Source organism: Janthinobacterium sp. FW305-128 (assembly GCF_020858135.1).
GTDB lineage: Bacteria > Pseudomonadota > Gammaproteobacteria > Burkholderiales > Burkholderiaceae_D > Janthinobacterium.
This window is the reverse complement of record NZ_JACYMK010000002.1, coordinates 297804-318668: the sequence shown is the minus strand read 5'-3', so window position 1 is coordinate 318668 and position 20865 is coordinate 297804. Positions and strand designations below refer to the sequence as shown.

Annotated in this window: 21 protein-coding genes; 10 read left to right on the top strand and 11 right to left on the bottom strand. The window is 63.2% G+C overall.

The window, feature by feature from the left end; genetic code table 11:
• Positions 1-3 precede the first annotated feature (3 nt).
• On the top strand, positions 4-1449 hold the full coding sequence (locus IGS60_RS06255) for an efflux transporter outer membrane subunit (protein WP_230503053.1): 1446 nt from the start codon (positions 4-6) through the stop codon (positions 1447-1449).
• 21 nt (positions 1450-1470) lie between these two features.
• Complete coding sequence (locus tag IGS60_RS06250; RefSeq protein WP_230503052.1) at positions 1471-2640, top strand: HlyD family efflux transporter periplasmic adaptor subunit; 1170 nt, start codon at positions 1471-1473, stop codon at positions 2638-2640.
• A gap of 100 nt (positions 2641-2740) precedes the next feature.
• Here IGS60_RS06250 and fusA read toward each other — a convergent pair whose 3' ends face one another.
• Positions 2741-4849: an elongation factor G gene (gene fusA, locus IGS60_RS06245; protein WP_230503051.1), complete on the bottom strand. Its 2109-nt coding sequence runs from the start codon at positions 4847-4849 to the stop codon at positions 2741-2743.
• Between the two features lie 286 nt (positions 4850-5135).
• Here fusA and IGS60_RS06240 point away from each other — a divergent pair, with 286 nt between their 5' ends.
• The gene (locus IGS60_RS06240) at positions 5136-6254 is read left to right on the top strand and encodes a phospholipase A (RefSeq protein WP_230503050.1); all 1119 of its coding nucleotides are present in this window, start codon (positions 5136-5138) and stop codon (positions 6252-6254) included.
• Positions 6255-6310: 56 nt separating this feature from the next.
• Here IGS60_RS06240 and IGS60_RS06235 read toward each other — a convergent pair whose 3' ends face one another.
• The 10 genes from IGS60_RS06235 to mltG form a co-directional block, all read right to left on the bottom strand.
• On the bottom strand, positions 6311-6508 hold the full coding sequence (locus tag IGS60_RS06235) for a hypothetical protein (protein ID WP_070218341.1): 198 nt from the start codon (positions 6506-6508) through the stop codon (positions 6311-6313).
• Between the two features lie 152 nt (positions 6509-6660).
• Entirely contained in the window at positions 6661-6909 is a 249-nt protein-coding gene (locus IGS60_RS06230) for a hypothetical protein (protein ID WP_070218342.1), read from the bottom strand.
• Between the two features lie 99 nt (positions 6910-7008).
• Complete coding sequence (locus IGS60_RS06225; protein ID WP_230503049.1) at positions 7009-7932, bottom strand: methyltransferase domain-containing protein; 924 nt, start codon at positions 7930-7932, stop codon at positions 7009-7011.
• A gap of 254 nt (positions 7933-8186) precedes the next feature.
• Positions 8187-8837: an ankyrin repeat domain-containing protein gene (locus tag IGS60_RS06220; protein ID WP_230503048.1), complete on the bottom strand. Its 651-nt coding sequence runs from the start codon at positions 8835-8837 to the stop codon at positions 8187-8189.
• 16 nt (positions 8838-8853) lie between these two features.
• On the bottom strand, positions 8854-9633 hold the full coding sequence (locus IGS60_RS06215; RefSeq protein WP_230503047.1) for a TatD family hydrolase: 780 nt from the start codon (positions 9631-9633) through the stop codon (positions 8854-8856).
• Between the two features lie 92 nt (positions 9634-9725).
• Positions 9726-10358 carry a carbonic anhydrase gene (locus tag IGS60_RS06210; RefSeq protein WP_034756156.1) on the bottom strand — a complete coding sequence of 211 codons (633 nt, stop codon included), beginning with the start codon at positions 10356-10358 and terminating at the stop codon, positions 9726-9728.
• Positions 10359-10426: 68 nt separating this feature from the next.
• A complete protein-coding gene (locus IGS60_RS06205) occupies positions 10427-10813 on the bottom strand; it encodes a VOC family protein (RefSeq protein ID WP_230503046.1) in 387 nt (128 codons plus the stop codon).
• Positions 10814-10919: 106 nt separating this feature from the next.
• Positions 10920-11948: a DNA polymerase III subunit delta' gene (locus IGS60_RS06200; RefSeq protein ID WP_230503045.1), complete on the bottom strand. Its 1029-nt coding sequence runs from the start codon at positions 11946-11948 to the stop codon at positions 10920-10922.
• 16 nt (positions 11949-11964) lie between these two features.
• Positions 11965-12606, bottom strand: coding sequence for a dTMP kinase (gene tmk / locus IGS60_RS06195; protein WP_230503044.1), 642 nt, complete (start codon positions 12604-12606; stop codon positions 11965-11967).
• Between the two features lie 24 nt (positions 12607-12630).
• Complete coding sequence (gene mltG, locus IGS60_RS06190; protein ID WP_099408553.1) at positions 12631-13617, bottom strand: endolytic transglycosylase MltG; 987 nt, start codon at positions 13615-13617, stop codon at positions 12631-12633.
• A 176-nt stretch (positions 13618-13793) separates the two neighbouring features.
• Between mltG and IGS60_RS06185 the strand changes: the two genes are divergently transcribed.
• The 7 genes from IGS60_RS06185 (at position 13794) to IGS60_RS06155 (ending at position 20860) form a co-directional block, all read left to right on the top strand.
• Positions 13794-14909 (top strand): folate-binding protein YgfZ, encoded by a 1116-nt coding sequence (locus IGS60_RS06185; protein WP_230503043.1) that lies wholly within the window; start codon positions 13794-13796, stop codon positions 14907-14909.
• A gap of 7 nt (positions 14910-14916) precedes the next feature.
• Positions 14917-15207 carry a DUF4936 family protein gene (locus IGS60_RS06180; protein WP_230503042.1) on the top strand — a complete coding sequence of 97 codons (291 nt, stop codon included), beginning with the start codon at positions 14917-14919 and terminating at the stop codon, positions 15205-15207.
• Complete coding sequence (locus tag IGS60_RS06175) at positions 15198-15935, top strand: NRDE family protein (RefSeq protein ID WP_230503041.1); 738 nt, start codon at positions 15198-15200, stop codon at positions 15933-15935. Before IGS60_RS06180 ends, IGS60_RS06175 begins: the two co-directional genes overlap by 10 nt.
• A 447-nt stretch (positions 15936-16382) precedes the next feature.
• Complete coding sequence (locus IGS60_RS06170; protein ID WP_230503040.1) at positions 16383-17390, top strand: LacI family DNA-binding transcriptional regulator; 1008 nt, start codon at positions 16383-16385, stop codon at positions 17388-17390.
• A 31-nt stretch (positions 17391-17421) separates the two neighbouring features.
• Positions 17422-18906, top strand: a complete 1485-nt coding sequence (xylB, locus tag IGS60_RS06165; protein ID WP_368858612.1) for a xylulokinase — start codon at positions 17422-17424, stop codon at positions 18904-18906.
• Positions 18907-18908: 2 nt separating this feature from the next.
• Positions 18909-19859 (top strand): transaldolase, encoded by a 951-nt coding sequence (gene tal, locus IGS60_RS06160; protein ID WP_230503038.1) that lies wholly within the window; start codon positions 18909-18911, stop codon positions 19857-19859.
• Positions 19860-19924: 65 nt separating this feature from the next.
• Positions 19925-20860 carry an ABC transporter substrate-binding protein gene (locus IGS60_RS06155; RefSeq protein WP_230503037.1) on the top strand — a complete coding sequence of 312 codons (936 nt, stop codon included), beginning with the start codon at positions 19925-19927 and terminating at the stop codon, positions 20858-20860.
• Positions 20861-20865: the final 5 nt, after the last annotated feature.

The following is a 20865-nucleotide window of genomic DNA, read 5'->3' as shown; positions in this document are numbered from 1 at the left end:
CTCATGCACACACCGATGAAACTCTCCCTGAGCGTCCTGGCGCTAAGCTTATCCCTGGCCGGCTGCGCCAGCATTGCGCCCGACACGCAACAGCTGCCGCAACAAGACCTGGCCACCGTGCAATTGGCGGCCGACATCCACCTGGCCAGCGAGGGCTGGCCCGCCGCCCAGTGGTGGCGCCAGTTCCAGGACGATCAGCTGGACCAGCTGATCGAACAGGCGCTGGCCGCCAGCCCGAACCTGGCGGTGGCAAATGCCCGCATCGGCTCGGCCCTGTCCGCGTTCGACGCGCAACATGCGGAGCGCGGCCCCAGGCTGGACTTGGACGCGAACGCCAACCGGCAGCGCTATTCGGGCAACGGCCTGATGCCCGCCCCCATCGGCGGCAATTACTACAACGAGGTCACGGTGGGCGTGCAAGCCCATTACGACCTGGACTGGTGGGGCAAGCACAAGGCGCAGATCGCCGCCAGCCTGGGCGAAGTCAACGCGCGCCGTGCCGAGTATGCGATGGCGGAACAGATGCTGGCGGCCGAGATCGCCCGCCACTACTTCAGCATGCAAAACGGCTGGGCCCGCATGGACAACCTGCATGCGCTGGTGGCCCTGCAGCAGCAACTGGTGCTGGACAAGGAAAAGCGCATCGCCAACGGCCTCGGCGTCAGCGACGACCATCTGTCCGCGCAAACACGCTTGAGCTTGCTCCAGCAGCAGATAGCCCTGCTGGAAACGCAGGTCGTCACGGAACGCGAAGCCTTGCGCGCCCTGCTCGGCGGCGACAGCTCGGCGCTGGCCGGCCTGCAGCCAAAAGTTGCCCAGGCCCTGCCGCATACCCTGCCAGCCAAGCTGGGCATGGAATTGCTGGCGCGCCGGCCCGACTTGCAGGCGGCGCGCTGGCGAGTGCAAGCATCGATGAGCAAGATCGAGGCGGCGCAGGCATCGTTCTACCCCGATATCGACCTGGGGGCCTCGTTCGGCCTCGATGCGATCAAACTGGGCAAGCTGCTGCAATCGGGCAGCCGCACCCTGTTCATCGGCCCGGCCCTGTCGCTGCCCCTATTCGACAGCGGCCGCCTGCAGGTCCAGCTTGCCGGCGCGCGCAGCGAACGCAACGAACTGATCGCCGACTACAACCAGAACGTCTTCAATGTCGTGCGCGACGTGGCGCAGGCCGGCGCCAGGGTGCAAGGCGTGGAAAACCAGCTGCGGCTGCAGCAGGACAACCTGCGCGCCAGCGAAGCGCAGCTGCGCAACGCGAATGCGCGACTCAAGCAAGGGCTGGCCGACAGCGCCACGCAACTGAACGCGGAAATGACCGTGCGCGGCCAGGTGGACCTGGGCATGCAGCTGCAAAACCAGCGCCAGAACGCGGAAATCAGCCTGACCGTGGCCTTGGGCGGCGGCTACCGGGGCAGCAGCGACTTTGCCGCCACGACGACTCAACAATAACGATCGATTACGGAATACATCATGAGCAGCGACACCACAGCCACCACCACCTCCACCGAACAGCCGGGCAAGCGCAAGGCCGTCCTGATCGCCATCACGGCCGCCTTTCTCATGGCCGGCGCCGCCTGGACCGCCTACTATCAACTGGTGCTGTCCAGGGAAGAAGTGACGGACAACGCCTACGTGGGCGGCAACCTGGTCACCCTGTCCGCGCAAGTGACGGGCAATGTCGACGCCATCCGCGCCGACGAAACGCAGATGGTCAAGGCGGGCGCCCCGCTGATCACGCTGAACGCCATCGATGCGGACCTGGCCCTGAGCCAGGCTGAGGCGCGCCTGGGCAACGTCGTGCGCCAGGAGCGCGAACGCTATGCCAGCGTGGCGCAGTACGACGCCGTCATCGAGCAGCGCCGCCTGGCCTTGGCCACGGCGCAGGGCAACCTGGCCCGCCGCGCGCCGCTGGCGGCGGACCACACGATCTCGGGCGAAGATCTTGTTCATGCGAAACAGGCCGTCGATGACGCGAAAGCAGCCTTGATTGTGGCGCAGCGCCAGGCCGAGTCCGCCAAAGCGGGCGTGACCGGCGTCAACCTGGCCAGCCATCCGGCCGTGCTGTCGGCCAAGGGCGACGTGCTGCAGGCGTGGCTGGCCGTGCGCCGCAACGCCGTGGTCGCGCCCGTTTCAGGCTATGTCGCCAAGCGCAGCGTGCAGCTGGGCACGCACGTGACGCCGGGCACACCCCTGATGTCCATCGTGCCGCTCGACCAGTTATGGGTCGACGCGAACTTCAAGGAGTCCGAATTGCGCAATATCCGCGTGGGACAGGCGGCGACCATCGAAACGGATTTGTATGGCAGCAAAGTCGTCTACCACGGCAAGGTGCTGGGCATGTCGGCCGGCACGGGCAGCGCGTTTTCGCTGTTGCCGGCGCAAAACGCCACGGGCAACTGGATCAAGGTGGTACAGCGCGTGCCCGTGCGCATCACGCTGGACCCGAAAGAGCTGGCCGCCCACCCGCTGCGCATCGGCCTGTCGACGACGGTGACGGTCGACACGCGCCATGGCGAAGGGGCGACCCTGGACCAGCCGATGGCGGCATCCACCGTCTACACGACCCAGGCGCTGAGCCAGCCCGTGGGCGAGGCGGAGAAGATGGCGGACGCCATCATTGCGCAAAACCTACTGAATTGATGCGTAGGTCGGCTTAGCGCAAGGCGCGTAAGCCGACAACATTGTTGGCACGGCCGTTGGTGGTGTCGGATTACGCGGGGCGTTGCCCCGCTAATCCGACCTACCTGGCCTTGCCAGCCGATGCCACCTGGTCCAGGATATGCTTGGGCACTGCCGCATAATGCTTGAATTCCATCGTGTACGTGGCGCGGCCCTGAGTCAGCGAGCGCAGGGTGGTGGAATAGCCGAACATTTCCGCCAGCGGCACGAGGGCCTTGACGATGCGCCCCGCGCCGCCGGGAATGTCGTCGACGCCCTGCACCATGCCGCGCCGGGCCGTCAAGTCGCCCATGACGTTGCCCATGAATTCTTCCGGCGTTTCCGCCTCCACCTGCATCATCGGTTCCAGCAGCACGGGCGATGCCTTGCGCATGCCGTCCTTGAAGGCGATGGAGCCGGCCATGCGGAACGCGTTTTCGTTGGAATCGACGTCGTGGTAGGAGCCGAACGTCAGCGTGGCCTTCACATCCACCACGGGGTAGCCGGCCAGCACGCCCGATTTGAGGGTTTCGATGATGCCCTTGTCGACGGCGGGAATGAATTCGCGCGGCACCACGCCGCCCTTGATGGCGTCGACGAACTGGTAGCCCGTGCCCGGCTCCAGCGGTTCAAGTTTCAGCACCACGTGGCCGTACTGGCCTCGTCCGCCCGACTGCTTGACGAACTTGCCCTCGATATCTTCCACCGCGCGCGTGATGGTTTCGCGATACGCCACCTGCGGCTTGCCCACGTTCGCTTCCACGCCGAATTCGCGCCGCATGCGGTCGACCAGAATTTCCAGGTGCAGTTCGCCCATGCCCGACATGATGGTCTGGCCCGATTCCTCGTCCGTATGCACCCTGAACGACGGGTCTTCCTGCGCCAGGCGGTTCAGGGCGATGCCCATCTTTTCCTGGTCCGGCTTGGTCTTCGGTTCGACGGCCTGGGAAATCACGGGTTCCGGGAAGATCATCTTTTCCAGCACGATGATGTGGTCGATGGCGCACAGGGTGTCGCCCGTGGTGACGGCTTTCAGGCCCACGGCGGCGGCGATGTCGCCCGCATACACTTCCTTGATTTCCTTGCGCTCGTTCGCATGCATCTGCAGGATGCGCCCCAGCCGCTCGCGCGCGCTCTTGGTGGGGTTGTAGACCATGTCGCCCGAGTTCACCACGCCCGAATACACGCGGAAGAAGGTCAGCTGCCCCACGAACGGGTCCGTCATGATCTTGAAGGCCAGCGCCGAGAAATGCTCGTCGTCGGCCGGATGGCGCTCCACCTCGTTGTCGTGCTCGTCGTGGCCCATGATGGGCGGCACTTCCAGCGGCGACGGCAGGTATTCGATGACGGCGTCCAGCATGGCCTGCACGCCCTTGTTCTTGAAGGCGCTGCCGCACAGCATGGGCACGATCTCGTTGCGGATGGTGCGCGCGCGCAAGGCCTGCTTGAGCTCCGCTTCCGTGAACGTGTCGCCATTCAGGTAGCGTTCCGTCATCTCGGTGGTGGCCTCGGCAGCGTGCTCGACCAGGTGCTCGTGCCATTCCCGCGCCTGCGCCAGCAGCTCGGCGGGAATCTCTCCATAGCTGAACTGCACTCCCTGGCTGGCGTCGTCCCAGGTGATGGCGCGCATTTTCAGCAAGTCGATGACGCCCGTGAAATGCTCTTCGGCGCCGATGGGCAGCTGGATGGGCACCGCCACGCCCTTCAGGCGCTCGGCGATCTGCTTGCGCACGCGCAAGAAATCCGCGCCCACCCGGTCCATCTTGTTGATGAAGGCGATGCGCGGCACATGGTATTTGTTGGCCTGGCGCCAGACGGTTTCCGATTGCGGCTGCACGCCGCCGACGGCGTCGTAGACCATCACGGCGCCGTCGAGCACGCGCATCGAACGCTCCACCTCGATCGTGAAATCCACGTGGCCGGGCGTGTCGATGATGTTGATGCGGTGTTCGGGGAAGTTGCCGGCCATGCCTTTCCAGAACGCGGTGGTGGCGGCCGAGGTGATGGTGATGCCCCGTTCCTGCTCCTGCTCCATCCAGTCCATGGTGGCGGCGCCGTTGTGCACTTCACCGATCTTGTGATTGACCCCCGTATAAAACAGGATGCGCTCGGTGGTGGTGGTCTTGCCGGCGTCGATATGGGCGCTGATGCCGATGTTGCGGTAGCGCTCGATAGGTGTTTTGCGGGTCATCACAATCTCCATGGCTAGCCCCGGCACGACTGTGTTTGCGCCGGTCTTCCAGTGTAGCAGACATCGATTTTGGCGGTGGCGGGTAACCGGTTTTTACCATGCGCGCAACACTGACATTAACGCGCACGCGCGTTGCACAGGACAAATAAGAGTTTCGGCTATACTTTCAACTTTATTAATCCAGCAAAGATTAATCAAAATCAATACGCACGGTGAATTACCGTGCAAGGCGACGCCGCCGGCATGCAGCCCAGGTGCGCACCGAATGACATGCCCCACTCAGCCTATGACCATCCAACTAAGAAAAATAATCCTCTCCTCCCTGCTGGCGTCGCCGGCGCTGGCCATGGCCGGCGAACTGGAACAGCAAATGCAGCGTTGCGCCGTGCTTGGTGACGCCAGCGCCCGCCTGGGCTGCTTCGACACCCTGGCCAAAGCGGCGGAAAAAGCGACCATCGCCGCCGGCGGCGATCCTGCCACGGCTGCCGTGGCCCTGGCAGCGGCTGCCGAGGTCGCCCCCATCACGCCCGTCAGCCCGCCGGGCGTGGCCACGCCGGAAGCCGTCAACGCCGCCATCCCCGCCATCGCGCAGGCTGGCGCGGCGCCGCCGGAAGCACCGATTTCGCGCACCCAGCAATCGTGGGAACTGAACGACGCTTCGAAGCGGGGCCTGTTCAACTTCCGCCCGCACCGCGACACTTATCTGTTGCTGGCCAATTACAGCGACGCCTCGAACGACGAACCGTTCCAGGATTTCACGCCGGCCGGCATCAAGAGCCAGCACGTGGAATTGACCTTCCAGCTGAGTTTCAAGATGAAACTGCTGGAAGACATCGCCGGCACGCCCATCGACATGTGGTTCGGCTACACGCAGCAAAGTTTCTGGCAGGCGTATAACCGCAAGGCTTCGAGCCCCTTCCGCGAGACCAACTACCAGCCGGAGCTGATGCTGATCTTGCCGATCAACAAGAATTTCGCGGGCCTGGAATTCAATTACCTGAACCTGGGCCTCGTGCACCAGTCGAATGGCCAGACCTCGACCCTGTCGCGCAGCTGGAACCGCGTGTATGCGGAACTGGGCGTGGAAAAAGACAACCTGGCCGTCACGGGCCGCATCTGGCACCGCCTCGACAACAGCGCGACGGACAACGACAATATCGACATCACCGATTACATGGGACATGGCGACTTGCGCGTGAGCTACCGCAACAAGGGCCATGAATACGCGGTGACGGCGCGCCGCAATTTCAGCAAGAAGCATGGCTCGATGCAGGCAAGCTGGGCTTTCCCATTGAAGGCCAACCTGAAAGGCTATCTGCAGCTGTTCTCCGGCTATGGCCAGAGCTTGATCGACTATAACTATTCGCAGAAATCGATCGGCGCCGGTTTCATGGTCGACCTGTAAGCAGTACACGCATAAAAAATGGCGCCGACGGCGCCATTTTTTATGGGGAATCCAGTTTAATGCCGCCCGCCACCGAGCACCCGGGCCGGCAGCATGACGATGGCGCGCAGCAATTCGAACACACCTTCCACGCCGATGCCGATCAGGCGAAATGGCAGCAACAGCAGCCAGGCCAGCGGATACAGCACGAGAGCCAGCAAGGCCAGGGGCCAGCACACCAGCAAGAGCAGCAGCCACAGCACGAATCCCAGCATCGCGTTCCCCTCGAATGAAATGTGCGGAGCAAGCCGTGCTTGCCCCGCTACCGTGACGGCACTATAGCCAAGCGCCGCGGGGGCGGCAACGGCCGTGCGACGAACTGCGTGCTACGGGGATGAACGGTACAAAAACGGGAATGAACGGGGGCTTACTGGCCGACGCAAATCACTTTCGTGATGTATTCATGCGCGTTCGGCTTCTTGCTGGCAGCCCATTTGATGGCCTGGTTGGCCTCTTCGATGGTCAGGATGGAGGCCTTGTCCTTCGACTTGATGAAGGACACGCCTTCAAACACGCCTTCCTTGCTGCGCATTACCTTGGCAAACACGGGCGGCTTGGTCTCGCCGTCGCTGATTTTGTTCTGTTGCACGAGGTAACGCTGATCGATCTGTTCCATGATAATAAAGCTGTCCGGTGGTAAAGGACGGAATATACCCTGAATGGACAAACGCCGCAGGATGAAATCGCTGCGGCGTTATCTTTAAATCAATGATACTCAGGCGTAGACGGCGTTCTGCGTGGCAGGCTGCAGATTCACGTCATAGATCACCTGCGCGCGGATCGACGTTTCCAGCGAGGGGATCGAGCCGCCCGCGCGGTACTGGAAGCTCACCTGCAGCACGTCGCCCGCCTTCACGGCGATCGGCGCGGCCAGCGGCAGGCACATGTAGTGGTTCAGCCAGTCGATGGTGGTCGAGCGCTCGGGCACGACGGCCAGGATATTCTTGGTGACGAAACGCAAGGCGTTCAAGGTGCCGCTGCGCTCGACGACGAACTTGCCGTCGAAGCCGAACACGCTGTCCGTCGGCTGGCTGAAGTCGATGATGCTGTAGACGGACGGCGGCGCCAGTTCCAGCACGCCCGGGTGGATGGCCGTGGTTTCCTGGAATTGCACGATGGGCGCATAAAACCCCTCGAAATCGTATTCCTGCTGCATTGGCTGCACGGCCATGATGACGGCCTCGGGCAGGAAGATGGGCAGCGGGCCGCCGAAGCGGGCCAGGTAGCGGCGCTTGAACGATTCGATCACTTCCACCTGCTTTTCGCGCAGCATGCCTACATGGATCATTTCGCAGATGACCACGTCAACGGGCTCGGGCGGCAGGTATTCGAAGGCGTCCGCATGGACGACTTCGACTTTTTCACCGTTGGGATTGAGCGCCAGCATCTTGCGCGCTTCCTTGACCATGTCCGGATTGAACTCCACGCACCAGACCTTGTCGGCGCGCGCTGCCGCAAACCACGACAGCACGCCCGTGCCGCCGCCCAGCTCCAGCACCTTCATGCCGGGTTTCACCGCGTAATCGATCGCCGACTTGAACCCGTGCATGCGGTTCTGGTCCATCAACATATTGTGATGGTAATGGACGGGGATAAATTGCCCCAGGTAACAACTCTCGATTTCTCGTTCATTCAGCATGTCTGTCCTCTTGGAGTCTGGCTCCGATGGCCGATCGGTTTTGTCATTCCAGAAAGCAGTGATATCGCACGGGCTGCGCGAGGGGCGGCGACAATACAGCCGGCGCCTGACGGTGGTGTGATGGCCCATGCGAACAATCTCCTGATTAATGCGACACGATCATTATCGTTAATCGCCAGGGAGAACAAAGGGCTGAGGTGAGAGGCAATTCCATGCCAGTTTCAGCGCTGGCATGGAAAATATTATCAGAACGACTATTTACGGGCAGCGCGCGCCTTCTGGGCCGCTTCGATGATGGCGACCACGCCCGGCTTGTCGCCGGCCTGGGCGAACTGCACGGCCGTCCAGCCATGGTCGCTTTTCAGGCTGGCGTCCGCGCCCCAGGACAACAGCAGCTTGACGGCGCCCTCCTGTCCTTCGCGGGCGGCAAACATCAGCGGCGTGATATTGGCAGGCGCGCGCGCATCAACGACGGCGTCGCGGTCGAGCAATATCTTCATGATGGGCAAGTCACCCGCCGAGGCCGCATAGTGGAGCGCCGTCCAGCCGCTCTGGTTGACCTTGGCCCCCTTGGCCAGCAAGGCGTTCAACGCGTCCAGCTTGTGCTTGTAGGCGGCCATCATCAGCGCCGTGTTGCCGTTGGCCGAACGGGCCTCGATATCAATGCCGGGAGCGTCGAGCAGCACCTGGAAAACCCGGTCAGCATCGTCGCGCAAGGCCAGCACGAGCGGAATGTCGCCGCGCTGCGCGTCAGGCTGGTTCGGATTCATGCCGTCAGCCAGCATGCCGCGCACGCCGCTGTCGTTGTTGACGGAGACGGCGCGGAAGAAGGCATCCGGTTCCGGCGCCGCCTGGCCGGCCGCCGTCCAGCACAGCAGCATCGCCGCAGCGAGTTTTTTCATCATGTCGGACCTTAAGAAGTTACGGCAACTGATTGAATAGCTTGAAGAAATTGTCCGTCGTCTGTTTCGCCACCTGGTCCAGGGGAATGCCTTTCAGGGTCGACAGGTACTCGGCCACGTGGGCCACGTAGCCCGGTTCGTTCATGCGGCCGCGGAACGGCACGGGCGCCAGGTACGGCGAATCCGTCTCGATGAGGATGCGCTCGAGCGGCACTTCCAGCGCCACGGCCTGCAAATCCTTGGCGCTCTTGAACGTGACGATGCCGGAAAACGAGATATAGAAACCCATATCGATGGCGGCGCGCGCCACTTCCAGCGATTCCGTAAAGCAATGCATGACGCCGGCCACGCCGCCGTCGGCCACGCCCGCGCCCTCTTCGCGCATGATGCGTATCGTGTCTTCGCTGGCCGCTCTTGTGTGAATAATCAAGGGTTTACGGGTGATTCTTGAAGCTTTGATGTGAGTGCGGAAACGCTCGCGCTGCCACTCGAGGTCACCCGTCAGGCGGAAATAATCGAGGCCCGTCTCGCCGATGGCGATGATCTTCGGATGGTCGGCCAGGCGCACCAGGTCGTCCACGGACGGTTCAGGCGTGTCCTCGTAATCGGGATGCACGCCAACGGAGGCAAAGATATGCGGATACTGCTCGGCCAGGGCCAGCACCTGCGGGAAGTCCGGCAAGTCGACGGACACGCACAGTGCGTGCGTCACCTTGTTCTCGGCCATCTTGGCGAGGATCTCGGGCATGCGAGCAGCCAGCTCGGGGAAATTGATATGGCAATGGGAATCGATATACATAAGGCGGGATTGTACCGGAGGGAGCAAAAACTGGCAGGGGAACGGCGGCGGCGCGCATCCCCTGCCGGGGCGGTTCGGATGCTGGCAGCCGATTACATCTGCGAGGCCGGATGTTCCGCGAGCGGAACGAAGTTGCCGGTCGATTCGTCGAGCGCGTCGAGCGAACCGTTCTCGATGTCGTACACCCAGCCATGCAGGGTCAGGCGATGTTGCGCCATGGCCAGCGCCACCGAGGGATGGGTGCGCAGGTTATTGAGTTGCGCGACCACGTTGGCGCGCACCATGCCGTCGATGCGCGACTGCTCCGTCGGATGGTCGACCGATTCGTTGATCATGCGCGCAGCATCCGCATGGTGCAGCCAGCTGCGCACGGCCGGCATGTGATCGAGGCAGGCGCAGGTGGCGATCGCCTTCATCGCGCCGCAATCGGAATGGCCGCAAATGACGATGTCGCTCACGTTCAGGGCGGACACGGCAAATTCCACCGTGGCGCTGACGCCGCCCGGCTCCGGGCCGTACGAAGGCACGATGTTGCCCGCGTTGCGGATCACGAAGAGTTCGCCCGGTTCGCGCTGCGTCACCAGTTCCGGCACCATGCGGCTGTCCGAGCAGGAAATGAACAGGGCCTTCGGGGTTTGTCCCGTGGCCAGGGTCTTGAACAACTCGCGGCGCTCAGGAAAAACCTCTTTTTGGAAACGTAGGAAGCCAGCAATAATGTCGCGCATAATCAATAGGGATCGTTATCTGAGCCGGTATTATCGCTGAATGGCGCAGGTTTCGCCTATTGCCCCGCCTACTGCCCTTCTGGCGGCTGCCACAGTTCCACCTTGTTGCCCTCGGGATCGATAACCCAGCCGAACTGGCCGTATGCCGAGTCCGGCGCCTTGTCCAGCACATTACAGCCTTCGTCGCGCAGCGCTTGCAGCAGCGCATCGAGGTCATCGACCCGGTAATTGACCATGAAGGAAGCCTTGCCGGGCGCGAACTGCTCGCTGTCCCGCGCTGCCACGGACCAGATGGTGGTGCCGGCCGTGGGCTGGCCAGCGGCGTCCGTCCAGGTGAAGGCGGCGCCGCCCCAGGGCTGCACGTCCAGACCCAGGTGACGCTGGTACCAGGCGCGCAGCGCGGCCGGGTCTTGCGCCTGGAAAAAGATGCCGCCGATGCCAGTGACTCGTTGCATGCACGCCTCCGTTGCTGTTCAGTGCCTTGACTGTAACACCGGGGGTCAAGCGTGGCAAACGGCGCAGAGATAATTTACATTAACTCAGTAACGCAAACCCTTGATTTCATTGGCAACTTGACGCGTAGTCTAGCAGCATGTCTTCGAGGAACAGCTTGGGCGACAAAGGGTGTTCGGCAATTGCCCGGCGCTCGTTGGCGGCCTTGATGGCGGCCATCAGGCGGCTGACGTTGATGCGCCCGGCCAGCGCTTCCAGTTCGCGCCGGTGGCGCGGGTAGTAGCGGATGGTGCCGGACAATTTAACGGAAAACACGTCGTACAGCCAGCGCTGGAGCGATGCCAGGAGCGGCGCCAGCGGCGCCTTCTGCAGTTTGTCGGCCGCCTTCAGGGCCGCTTCCACGCCGGGATTGGCCAGCACTTGCAGCAACTGTTCCGTTTCCTCGCGACCACCCGATTCGGACTGGGCCAGCGCCGCCAGCGGCGCGCCGCCCTGCTCGCGCAGCCAGCTGTCCGCATCGTTCAAGCCTTGAGCCTTGAGCCACGTCAAAGCCTGCTCGTGGCTGGGCATGGGCAAGGCAAATTTGCGGCAGCGCGACAAAATCGTCGGCAACAGGCGGTCCAGGCTGTTCGAGGCCAGCAGGAACAAGGTGCCCGGCGGCGGCTCTTCCAGGGTCTTCAGCAAGGCGTTCGAGGCGGGCGTATTGAGCGCCTCGGCCGGGTACAGCACGACCACGCGCAAGCCTTGCCGGTGCGTGGAAATGTTCATGAAGTCGGCCAGGTTGCGGATCTGTTCGATCTTGATGTCTTTCGACGGCGTCTTGGTCTTGGCGCTTTTCTTCGCGCCTTCACCCTCTTCGCCGTCGTCCGCCACCTCGTCTTCCAGCGCTTCCGGACGCACGCGGCGGTAATCGGGATGGTTGCCCTGGCTAAACCAGCCGCACGAGGCGCAGGCGCCGCAGGCATGGCCGTCGGCGCGCACGTCTTCGCACAGCAGCGCCTGCGCAAAATGCTCGATGAAGTCGGCCTTGCCGATGCCTTGCGCGCCATGGAACAAAATGGCGTGCGGCATGCGCGGGCGCAAGGCTTGCAATTGCTGCCACGCGTCCTGTTGCCACGGATACAGAGAAATGGTCATATCTTCTTCTTTTAAATCAGCGCGCTACAGTGCTTTGTGCAAGCAATACATCAAGCAATTGCGCGAGCTGCACCTGGATGTCGGCAATGCTTTGCGTGGAATCGATGATGCGGAAACGCTGCGGGAACTGGGCCGCGCGGCGCAAATACTCGTTGCGCGTGGCGGCAAAGAAATCCGATCGCTCCTGCTCGAATTTATCCAGTGCGCGCGTCGCATCCAGGCGGGCTCTAGCCACGGCCAGCGGCACATCGAACAGGAATGTGATGTCCGGCTGCAGATGCGGGTGCACCCACGCTTCCAGCTGCTCCATCTTGCGCAAGTCCATGCCCCGGCCGCCGCCCTGGTAGGCGAAGCTGGCATCGGTAAAGCGGTCGGAAATGACCCACTCGCCCCGTTCCAGGGCGGGCGCGATGACTTGCGCGATGTGTTCGCGGCGGCTGGCGAACATCAGCAAGGCTTCCGTTTCCAGGTGCATCTTTTCATGCAGCAGCAGTTCGCGCAGCTTTTCGCCCAGGCTGGTGCCGCCCGGTTCGCGCGACGAGACGAGGCGCACGCCCCGCTGCCGCAGGTAATCGGTAACAAAGCCGATATGCGTCGACTTGCCCGCGCCGTCGATGCCTTCGAAGGTGATGAAGCGCGGTTGATAGTGTTGTGTCATGAAACTCTTGATCTGATAAGGATATTAGCGCTGGTACTGGTTCACGGCGCGGTTATGGTCGGGCAAGTTGGCCGAGAACTGGCTGGTGCCGTCGCCGCGCGCGACGAAGTACAGCGCCTGCGTGCGGGCCGGCGCCAGCGCCGCCGTCAGCGATTGCGCGCCAGCCAGGGCGATCGGCGTGGGCGGCAAGCCGCCGCGCGTGTAGGTATTGTACGGGGTGTCCGCTTCCAGATCGCGTTTGCGGATCTTGCCCTGGTAGTTGTCGCCCATGCCATAGATCACGGTGGGATCCGTCTGCAGCAGCATGCCCGTCTTCAGACGGTTGACGAACACGCCGGCGATCATGGCCCGCTCGGACTTTTGTCCCGTTTCCTTTTCCACGATGGACGCCATGATCAGCGCCTCGTACGGGTTTTTATATGGCAAGGCCGGATCGCGCTTGAACCACGCTTCGGACAGGCGGCCTATCATGGCCGCGTGCGCCTGCTTGAAAATCTGCATTTCGCTGGCGCCCTTGGCGAACAGATACGTGTCCGGGAAGAACAAGCCTTCCGGCAGCACATATTCGGGGCTGATCTTCGCCATCAGTTCCTTGTCGGACAGGCCCACGGTATCGTGCTTGAGACCAGGATGGCTGGCCATGGCCATGCGCATCTGCCTGAAGGTCCAGCCTTCGATGATGGTCAAGGATTCCTGCGCGAACTCGCCGCGCGCCAGTTGCGTGATCAGACGCTGCGGCGTCGTGCCCGGCTTCAGCTCGTAGGAACCGGCCTTGATCTTCGAGGTCTTGCCTTCGATGCGCGCCAGCATGTTGAACAGGATGGGCACGATGGGCACGCCCGCGTCCGCGATCTGCTGGCCGGCCGCATGCGCGCCGCTGCCGGGCGCAATCGTAAACGGGATCGCTTCGCCGTCCGTGGTGATGGGCTGCTGCGCCCAGTACACAAAAGTACCGCCCACGCCGATGGCGGCGATGACTGAACTGACTACAAGTTTTTTAAAGAAAGCCATTGTTCCGATTCTTGTGATGCACTCGCTGGCGGGCAGCGCGCGCTTGTTATGATCGTTCATTTGTGAAGCAAGTACGCGCAAAGCGGCGCCAACACTGGCAATCTTGCCGCTGCCGACGCAATCTGCGCGACATCACTATAATGAACCCGTAATGATAATGCTTAATCGCTGATCTAATGGAAATTATGAATAACTGGAATCAATTTTTAACTGCCCAAGGCGCCCGCCCCGCTGCCACCGAGGGCGCGCCTGACGGCACCGCTCCCATCGCCGCCGCCCCTATCGCCGATTTCGGCCAGTCCCTGACAGTGTCCCAGCTGCAAGAAGGTTTTGTCGCGGCCATCACGGACCAGGGCTTGATCGGCTTGAACGGCGACGATGCAGCCAGTTTCCTGCACGGCCAGCTGACCAATGACGTGGAGCACCTGAACCAGGAGCAAGTGCGCCTGGCCGGCTACTGCACGCCGAAAGGCCGGCTGCTGGCCAGTTTCCTGATGTGGCGCAACGCCACCACCATTTATCTGCAATTGCCGCGCGCCATACAACCCGCCATCCAGAAGCGCCTGCAGATGTTCGTGCTGCGCGCCAAGGCCAAGCTGCACGATGCGTCCGTTGATGAAGCGAACCAGGTCATGCTCGGCCTCGGCGGCAAGCAAGCTGGCGCGGCCCTGTCCGCCTGGTTCCCCGCCCTGCCCGCCGCGCCGTTCAGCAAAGTCGAGCATGCGCTGGGCACCCTGCTGCGCGTGGCCGATGCCTTCGGCAGCCCCCGCTATGAATGGCTGACGTCCGCCGCCACGGCGCGCGACGTGTGGCCGCAATTGGCGCAACAGCTGGCCAAGGGCGGCAATGACGCCTGGCAATTGTCGGACATCTATGCGGGCATCCCGCAAATCACGGCCGCCACGCAAGAGCAGTTCGTGCCGCAGATGGTCAACTTCGAGCTGCTGGGCGGCGTCAATTTCAAGAAAGGCTGCTACCCGGGCCAGGAAATCGTCGCGCGCAGCCAGTACCTGGGCAAGCTCAAGCGCCGCACCACCCTCGTCAGCATCGCTGACGCAAGCGTCGTGGCCGGCGGCGAACTGTTTGCCGTCAGCGACCCCGAGCAACCTTGCGGCATGGTCGTCAACGCCGCACCCAACGGTGATGGCGGCATCGACGCCCTCGTTGAAATGAAACTGGGGGCAATCGAAGAAGGTTCAAGCGCCGCCGGCGCCGTGCGCTACGGCTCGGCCCAGGGTGCGGCCGTGCATTTCCTGCCCATGCCTTACGTGCTTGACGCACTCGACTTGTGAGAATGCCATGAAAGATTTGTACATTTATTATCAGGTCAAGGAAGAGCACGCCCAGGCGCTGGAAGCCAGGGTCCGCGCCTTGCAGGCCAAGCTGGCGGCCGCGTCCGGCGTAGCGCCGCAACTGAAGCGCCGCCCCGAAGCCAAGGATGGCTTGCAGACGTGGATGGAAATCTATCCCGTCGTCGGCGAAGGCTTTGCCGAATTGCTGGCCGCTGCCGCCGAGGAGGCGGGCTTGCTGGCCCTGACGGCCGGCGCGCGCCATACGGAAGTGTTCATGGATTTGCCCCCATGTGCCTGATCGTTTTTGCCTGGAAAGTCAATCCGCACATCCCGCTGATTGCCGCCGCCAACCGCGACGAATTCTATGAACGCGCCAGCGCCCCCGCCGGCGCCTGGCCCGAACACCCGCAAGTGTATGCGGGCCGCGACCTGCAAGCGGGCGGCAGCTGGATGGGCATCACCCAGGCCGGCAGCGGCAGCTCGCGCTTTGCCGCCATCACGAACATTCGCAGCCCGCAAGACCGCAACCCGGACGCTCCCTCGCGCGGCGCCCTGGTGGCCGACTATCTGGCCGGCAACATGTCGCCGCAAGACTATATCGCGCAAATCCGCACCGGCTGCAAAGCCTACAACGGTTTTAACCTGGTGCTGGGCGATGCCACTACGCTGATCTGGTTTTCCAACCGCGGCGATGGCGACGCGCGCAATGGCCAGCCATTGGAACCGGGCATCTACGGCCTGTCGAACGCCCTGCTCGACGCGCCGTGGCCGAAGGTCCTGAAGACCAAGGCCCAGTTCGCCAGCCTGCTGTGCCAGGGCGCGCCCGACGAGGCCTACTTCGACATGCTGGCCGACACCACGCGCGCCCCGGACTTCCGCTTGCCCGACACGGGCGTGCCGCTCGACCTCGAGCGCGTGCTGTCCGCCGTCTGCATCGAAACACCGGGCTACGGCACGCGCACGTCCACTGTGGTGAAACTGTTCCCGGACTCGCCCGGCGAATTGCATGAGCTGGTGATCCAGTAGGTCGGGTTAGCGCGCAAGCGCGTAACCCGACAACACCAGCGCCCTCAACCGGCATCACCACCGTCCCCGATGTCGGATTACGCGCGCCTCCGGCGCGCTAATCCGACCTACGCAAGCTTTCCCTATCCTCATCGAAAACCCATCCATCATCGCCGCGCAGAAAAAAGAAATCGCTTGCATTTGCGCGCAAGCGCGTAACCCGACAACACCAGCGCCCTCAGCCTGCATCACCACCGTCCCCGATGTCGGATTACGCGCGCCTCTGGCGCGCTAATCCGACCTACGCAAGCTTTCCCTATCCTCATCGAAAACCCACCATCCACCCATCCGCACAAAAAAGAAAGCGCTTGCGCAAGCGCTTTCTTTTGTTTACGATAGATTCCAACGCGGCGACAAAGCCGCACACTATCGCAGCACACAATAAGAATAAAACCATCAGGAGACACCATGGCCACCATGGAAGATGTAGCGCGGGCGGCGGACGTATCGTTGTCGACCGTTTCGCACGTACTCAACGGCACCCGCAAGGTCAGCCCGAAAACCGTCGCCGCCGTCAACGCGGCCATGCAGCAGATCGGCTATGTGCCGAACATGCTGGCGCGCGCCCTGGCCGGCTCCTCGTCGGGCACCATCGGCGTGGCCATTTCCGCTTTCACCAATCATTACTTCAGTGAAACCGTGCGCGCCATCGAGGCGGCCTGCACGCGCCACGGTTTGATGATGCTGTTTTCCGATACGCATGACGATCCCGAACAGGAACTCAAGGTGGTGCAGAACTTGCACCAGCGCCGGGTCGACGGCATCGTGCTGGCGCCTTCGGGCGACTCGCACCATCGCACCCTCGACTACTTGACCAGCAACAAGATCGCTTCCGTGCTGGTCGACCGCATGTCGCCGCAACCATTCGACCAGGTGGGCGTGGAAAACATCGAGGCGACTGCCGAACTGGTCAGCCATCTGATCGCGGCCCACGGCCACCGCCGCATCGGCTTCATCAGCGGCGCACCGGGCCTGTCCACGACACACGAGCGTATCGAAGGCTACCGCCTGGCCTTGCAGCGTGCCAATATCGTCTTCGACCCGGACCTGCTGCGCTCGGGCGACTCCAACCTCGAGCGCAGCGGCGCGGCCACGCGCGAGTTGCTGGCTCTGCCCGTCGGACAGCGCCCGACAGCCATCGTGGCCGGCAATAACCTGATGACCATCGGCACCATGCACGCCTTGCGCGACGCACAGATTGCGGTACCACAAGACGTGGCGCTGGCCGGCTTCGATGATTTCGACTGGGCCGATTACTTCAGCCCCCGCCTGACCGTGATGGCGCAGCCGCTCGAAGAGCTGGGCGCCATGGCCGTCGACCTGTTGATCGACCGTATCGCCAACCCGGGCCGCGCCCAGCACGTGCAGCGTTTGTCGCCGACCTTGCGCGTACGCAACTCGTGCGGCTGCCCCTGACCTTTTACAGTAATCGAATATGCATCCAGCGATTTCCCTCGGTATCGACCTCGGTACCTCCGAACTGAAAACCGTGCTGATGGACGGCACGGGCACCGTGCGCGGCCAGGCCTCCGTGCGCATCGATACCAGCCGCCCGCAGCCGGGCTGGTCCGAACAGTCGCCGCAGGACTGGTGGGCCGCCTGCGTCAACGCGCTGGGCCAGCTGCGCGCCGGCTGGCCGCAGGAATATACCCGCATCGCCTGCATCGGCCTGTCGGGCCAGATGCATGGCGCCGTGCTGCTCGACAGTCACGACAACGTGATCCGCCCTGCCATCCTGTGGAACGATGCGCGCGCCGAAGCCGAAGCGGCGAGCCTGGCGCGCGACTATCCCGCCTACGCGGACGTGACGGGCAGCCTGCCGATGGCGGGCCTGACGGCGCCGAAACTGCTGTGGCTGCAAAAGCATGAGCCGGCCGCGTTTGCCGCCGTCGCCTGCCTGCTGTCGCCGAAAGACTATCTGCGCCTGCGCTTGACGGGCAACAAGGTCACCGACATGTCCGACGCGGCCGGCACCCTGTGGCTGGACGAGGCCGCTCGCGCCTGGTTCGCGCCCATGCTGGCCGCCTGCGGCCTGGTGCCCGAACAGATGCCGGCGCTGGCCGAAGGCGACGCGGCCACGGGCACCGTGCAGGCCGCCATCGCAGACCAGCTGGGCTTGCCGATGGACGTGGTGGTGGCCGGTGGCGGGGGCGACAACCCCGTCTCGGCCGTGGGCATCGGCGCCGTCAACGGCGGCGACAGTTTCATTTCGCTCGGTACCAGCGCCGCCATCGTGTCCGTCACCGAGCAGCCGCTGGGCAACCCGGCCGGCGGCGTGCACAGCTTTTGCCACGCCCTGCCCGGCCGCTGGTATGCGATGGGGGCGATCCTGTCCGGCGCCAGCTGTTTGCGCTGGGCCACTGGCGTGCTGGGCCAGCCCGACGAGGCGGCCCTGCTGGCCCTCGTGGAAGCGGGCTTGCCGCTCGACACTGTCATCGCACCGTCCGCACCGCTGTTCCTGCCGTATCTGTCGGGCGAGCGCACGCCGCATAACGACCCGCAAGTGCGCGGCGCCTTTTTGCAACTGGGCCACGACAGCACGCCGGCGCAGCTCGGCTACGCCGTGCTCGAAGGCGTGGCGTTCGCCTTGCGCGATGCCATGGCGGCCGTCACCTCGACGGGTGCCGTCGTTCCCCACTGCATGCTGGTGGGCGGCGGCGCGCGCAGCCAGTACTGGGCGCAGCTGCTGGCCAACGTGCTGGGACGCGAAATGCGCACCCTGCACAACAGCGAACTGTCGGCCAGCCTGGGCGCGGCCAAGCTGGGCTTTGCGGCCATCGGCGACGCCAGCCTGCTGACGCAGGGCTTGCCCATCAAAAACACTTTCCTGCCCGATGCCGCGCACAGCGCAGCCTTGAGCATCCGCTACGGCCGCTACCGTAGCCTGTTTCCAGCCGTGCAAGCTCTGCACCAACTCAGTGATAAGGAATAGCAATGAATCAGCTGCAACAATTGAAGCAACACAGCACCGTCGTCGCCGACACGGGCGACTTTTTGCAACTGGCCCGTTTCGCGCCGCAAGACGCCACCACCAATCCGTCGCTGATTTTAAAAGCCGTGCTGCAACCCGATTACGCGCCCTTGCTGGAAAGCACGGTCGCAGCCCACAAGCATGCCTCGCTCGACGACATCGTCGATCAGGTGCTGGTGCGCTTCGGCCTGGAAATCCTGAAAGTGGTGCCTGGCCGCGTGTCGACGGAAGTCGATGCCCGTTTGAGCTTTGACCGCGACGCCACCGTGGCCCGCGGACGCCGCCTGATCGCCCTGTACGAGCAAGCCGGCATTGGCCGCGAGCGCGTGCTGATCAAGGTCGCCGCCACCTGGGAAGGCATCCAGGCCGCGCGCGAACTGGAAAAAGACGGCATCTTTTGCAACCTGACCCTGCTGTTCGCCTTTTGCCAGGCCGTCGCCTGCGCCGACGCGAAGGTGCGGCTGATTTCGCCGTTCGTGGGCCGCATCTACGACTGGCATAAAAAATCGCTGGGCGCGGCATGGGACGAAGCGGCGCGCAGCCTGTCCAACGATCCAGGCGTGCAATCGGTCACGCGCATCTTTAATTACTACAAGCAACATGGCATCGCCACGCAAGTGATGAGCGCCAGCTTCCGCAACGTCGGGCAGATCACGGCCCTGTCCGGCTGCGACTTGCTGACCATCAGCCCGGATCTGCTGGCGAAACTCGAAGCGTCCAACGAACCGTTCGAGCGCGCGCTGGGCAGCGACCTGGGCGCGGCGCAGCCGGCCGTCACCTACGACGAGGCTGCCTTCCGCTACGCCCTGAACGACGATGCGATGGCCACCGAGAAGCTGGCCGAAGGCATCCGCGGCTTTGCCGTCGATGCGGGCAAGCTCGATGCCATGATCGATAAATTACGCAGCCAATAAGTTTGCACCCGGTTTTTCACCCGTAGCACCGTTTGTTTTTACAATAAAAACCCTTGGAGATCCTCATGAAAAAAGTCATTACCGCCACCCTGCTGCTGTCCGCCGCCTGCAGCGCCTTCGCCGCCGACAAACCGCTGAAATCGATCGGCGTGAGCGTGGGCGACCTGGCCAACCCGTTTTTCGTGGCCATCGGCCGCGGCGCGGAAGAAAGCGCGAAAAAGCTGGGCGGCCCCGGCGTGAAAGTCACCACGGTGTCCAGCAAGTATGACCTGAACACCCAGGTGGACCAGATCGAAAACTTCATCGCCAACAAGACCGACATCATCATCCTGAACGCCGTCGATTCCAAAGGCATCGCCCCGGCCATCAAGAAAGCGCGCAATGCGGGCGTGGTCGTGATCGCCGTCGACGTGGGCGCCGTGGGCGCTTCGGCCACCGTGATGTCCGACAACACCATGGCCGGCGACGTCTCGTGCGCCTACCTGGCCAAGCAAATTGGCGGCAAGGGCAATGTGGTGATCCTCAACGGCCCGCCCGTCACGTCCGTGATCGACCGCGTCAATGGCTGCAAGAAAACCCTGGCCGCGTTCAAGGATATCAAGATCCTGTCCGACAACCAGAACGCGGGCGGCAGCCGCGACGGCGGCATGACCGTGATGTCGAATCTGCTGACGGCCCATCCGAAGATCGACGGCGTGTTCGCCATCAACGATCCGACGGGCATCGGCGCCGAACTGGCGATCAAGCAATCGAAGCGTACGGACGTGAAACTGATCACGGCCGTCGATGGCGCGCCCGATGGCCAGAACGCCCTGAAAAACAAGGCCGGCCTGTTTGCCGCCACCTCGGCGCAAAACCCGTACCGCATGGCGACCGATGCCGTGCAGATGGGCTACGACATCATGAACGGCCGTACGCCGAAGCAGACCATGGTGCTGTTGCCGACCCCGGCCATCACCAAGGAAAACGTCGCCACCTACACGGGCTGGGTAAAGAACTGATCTGC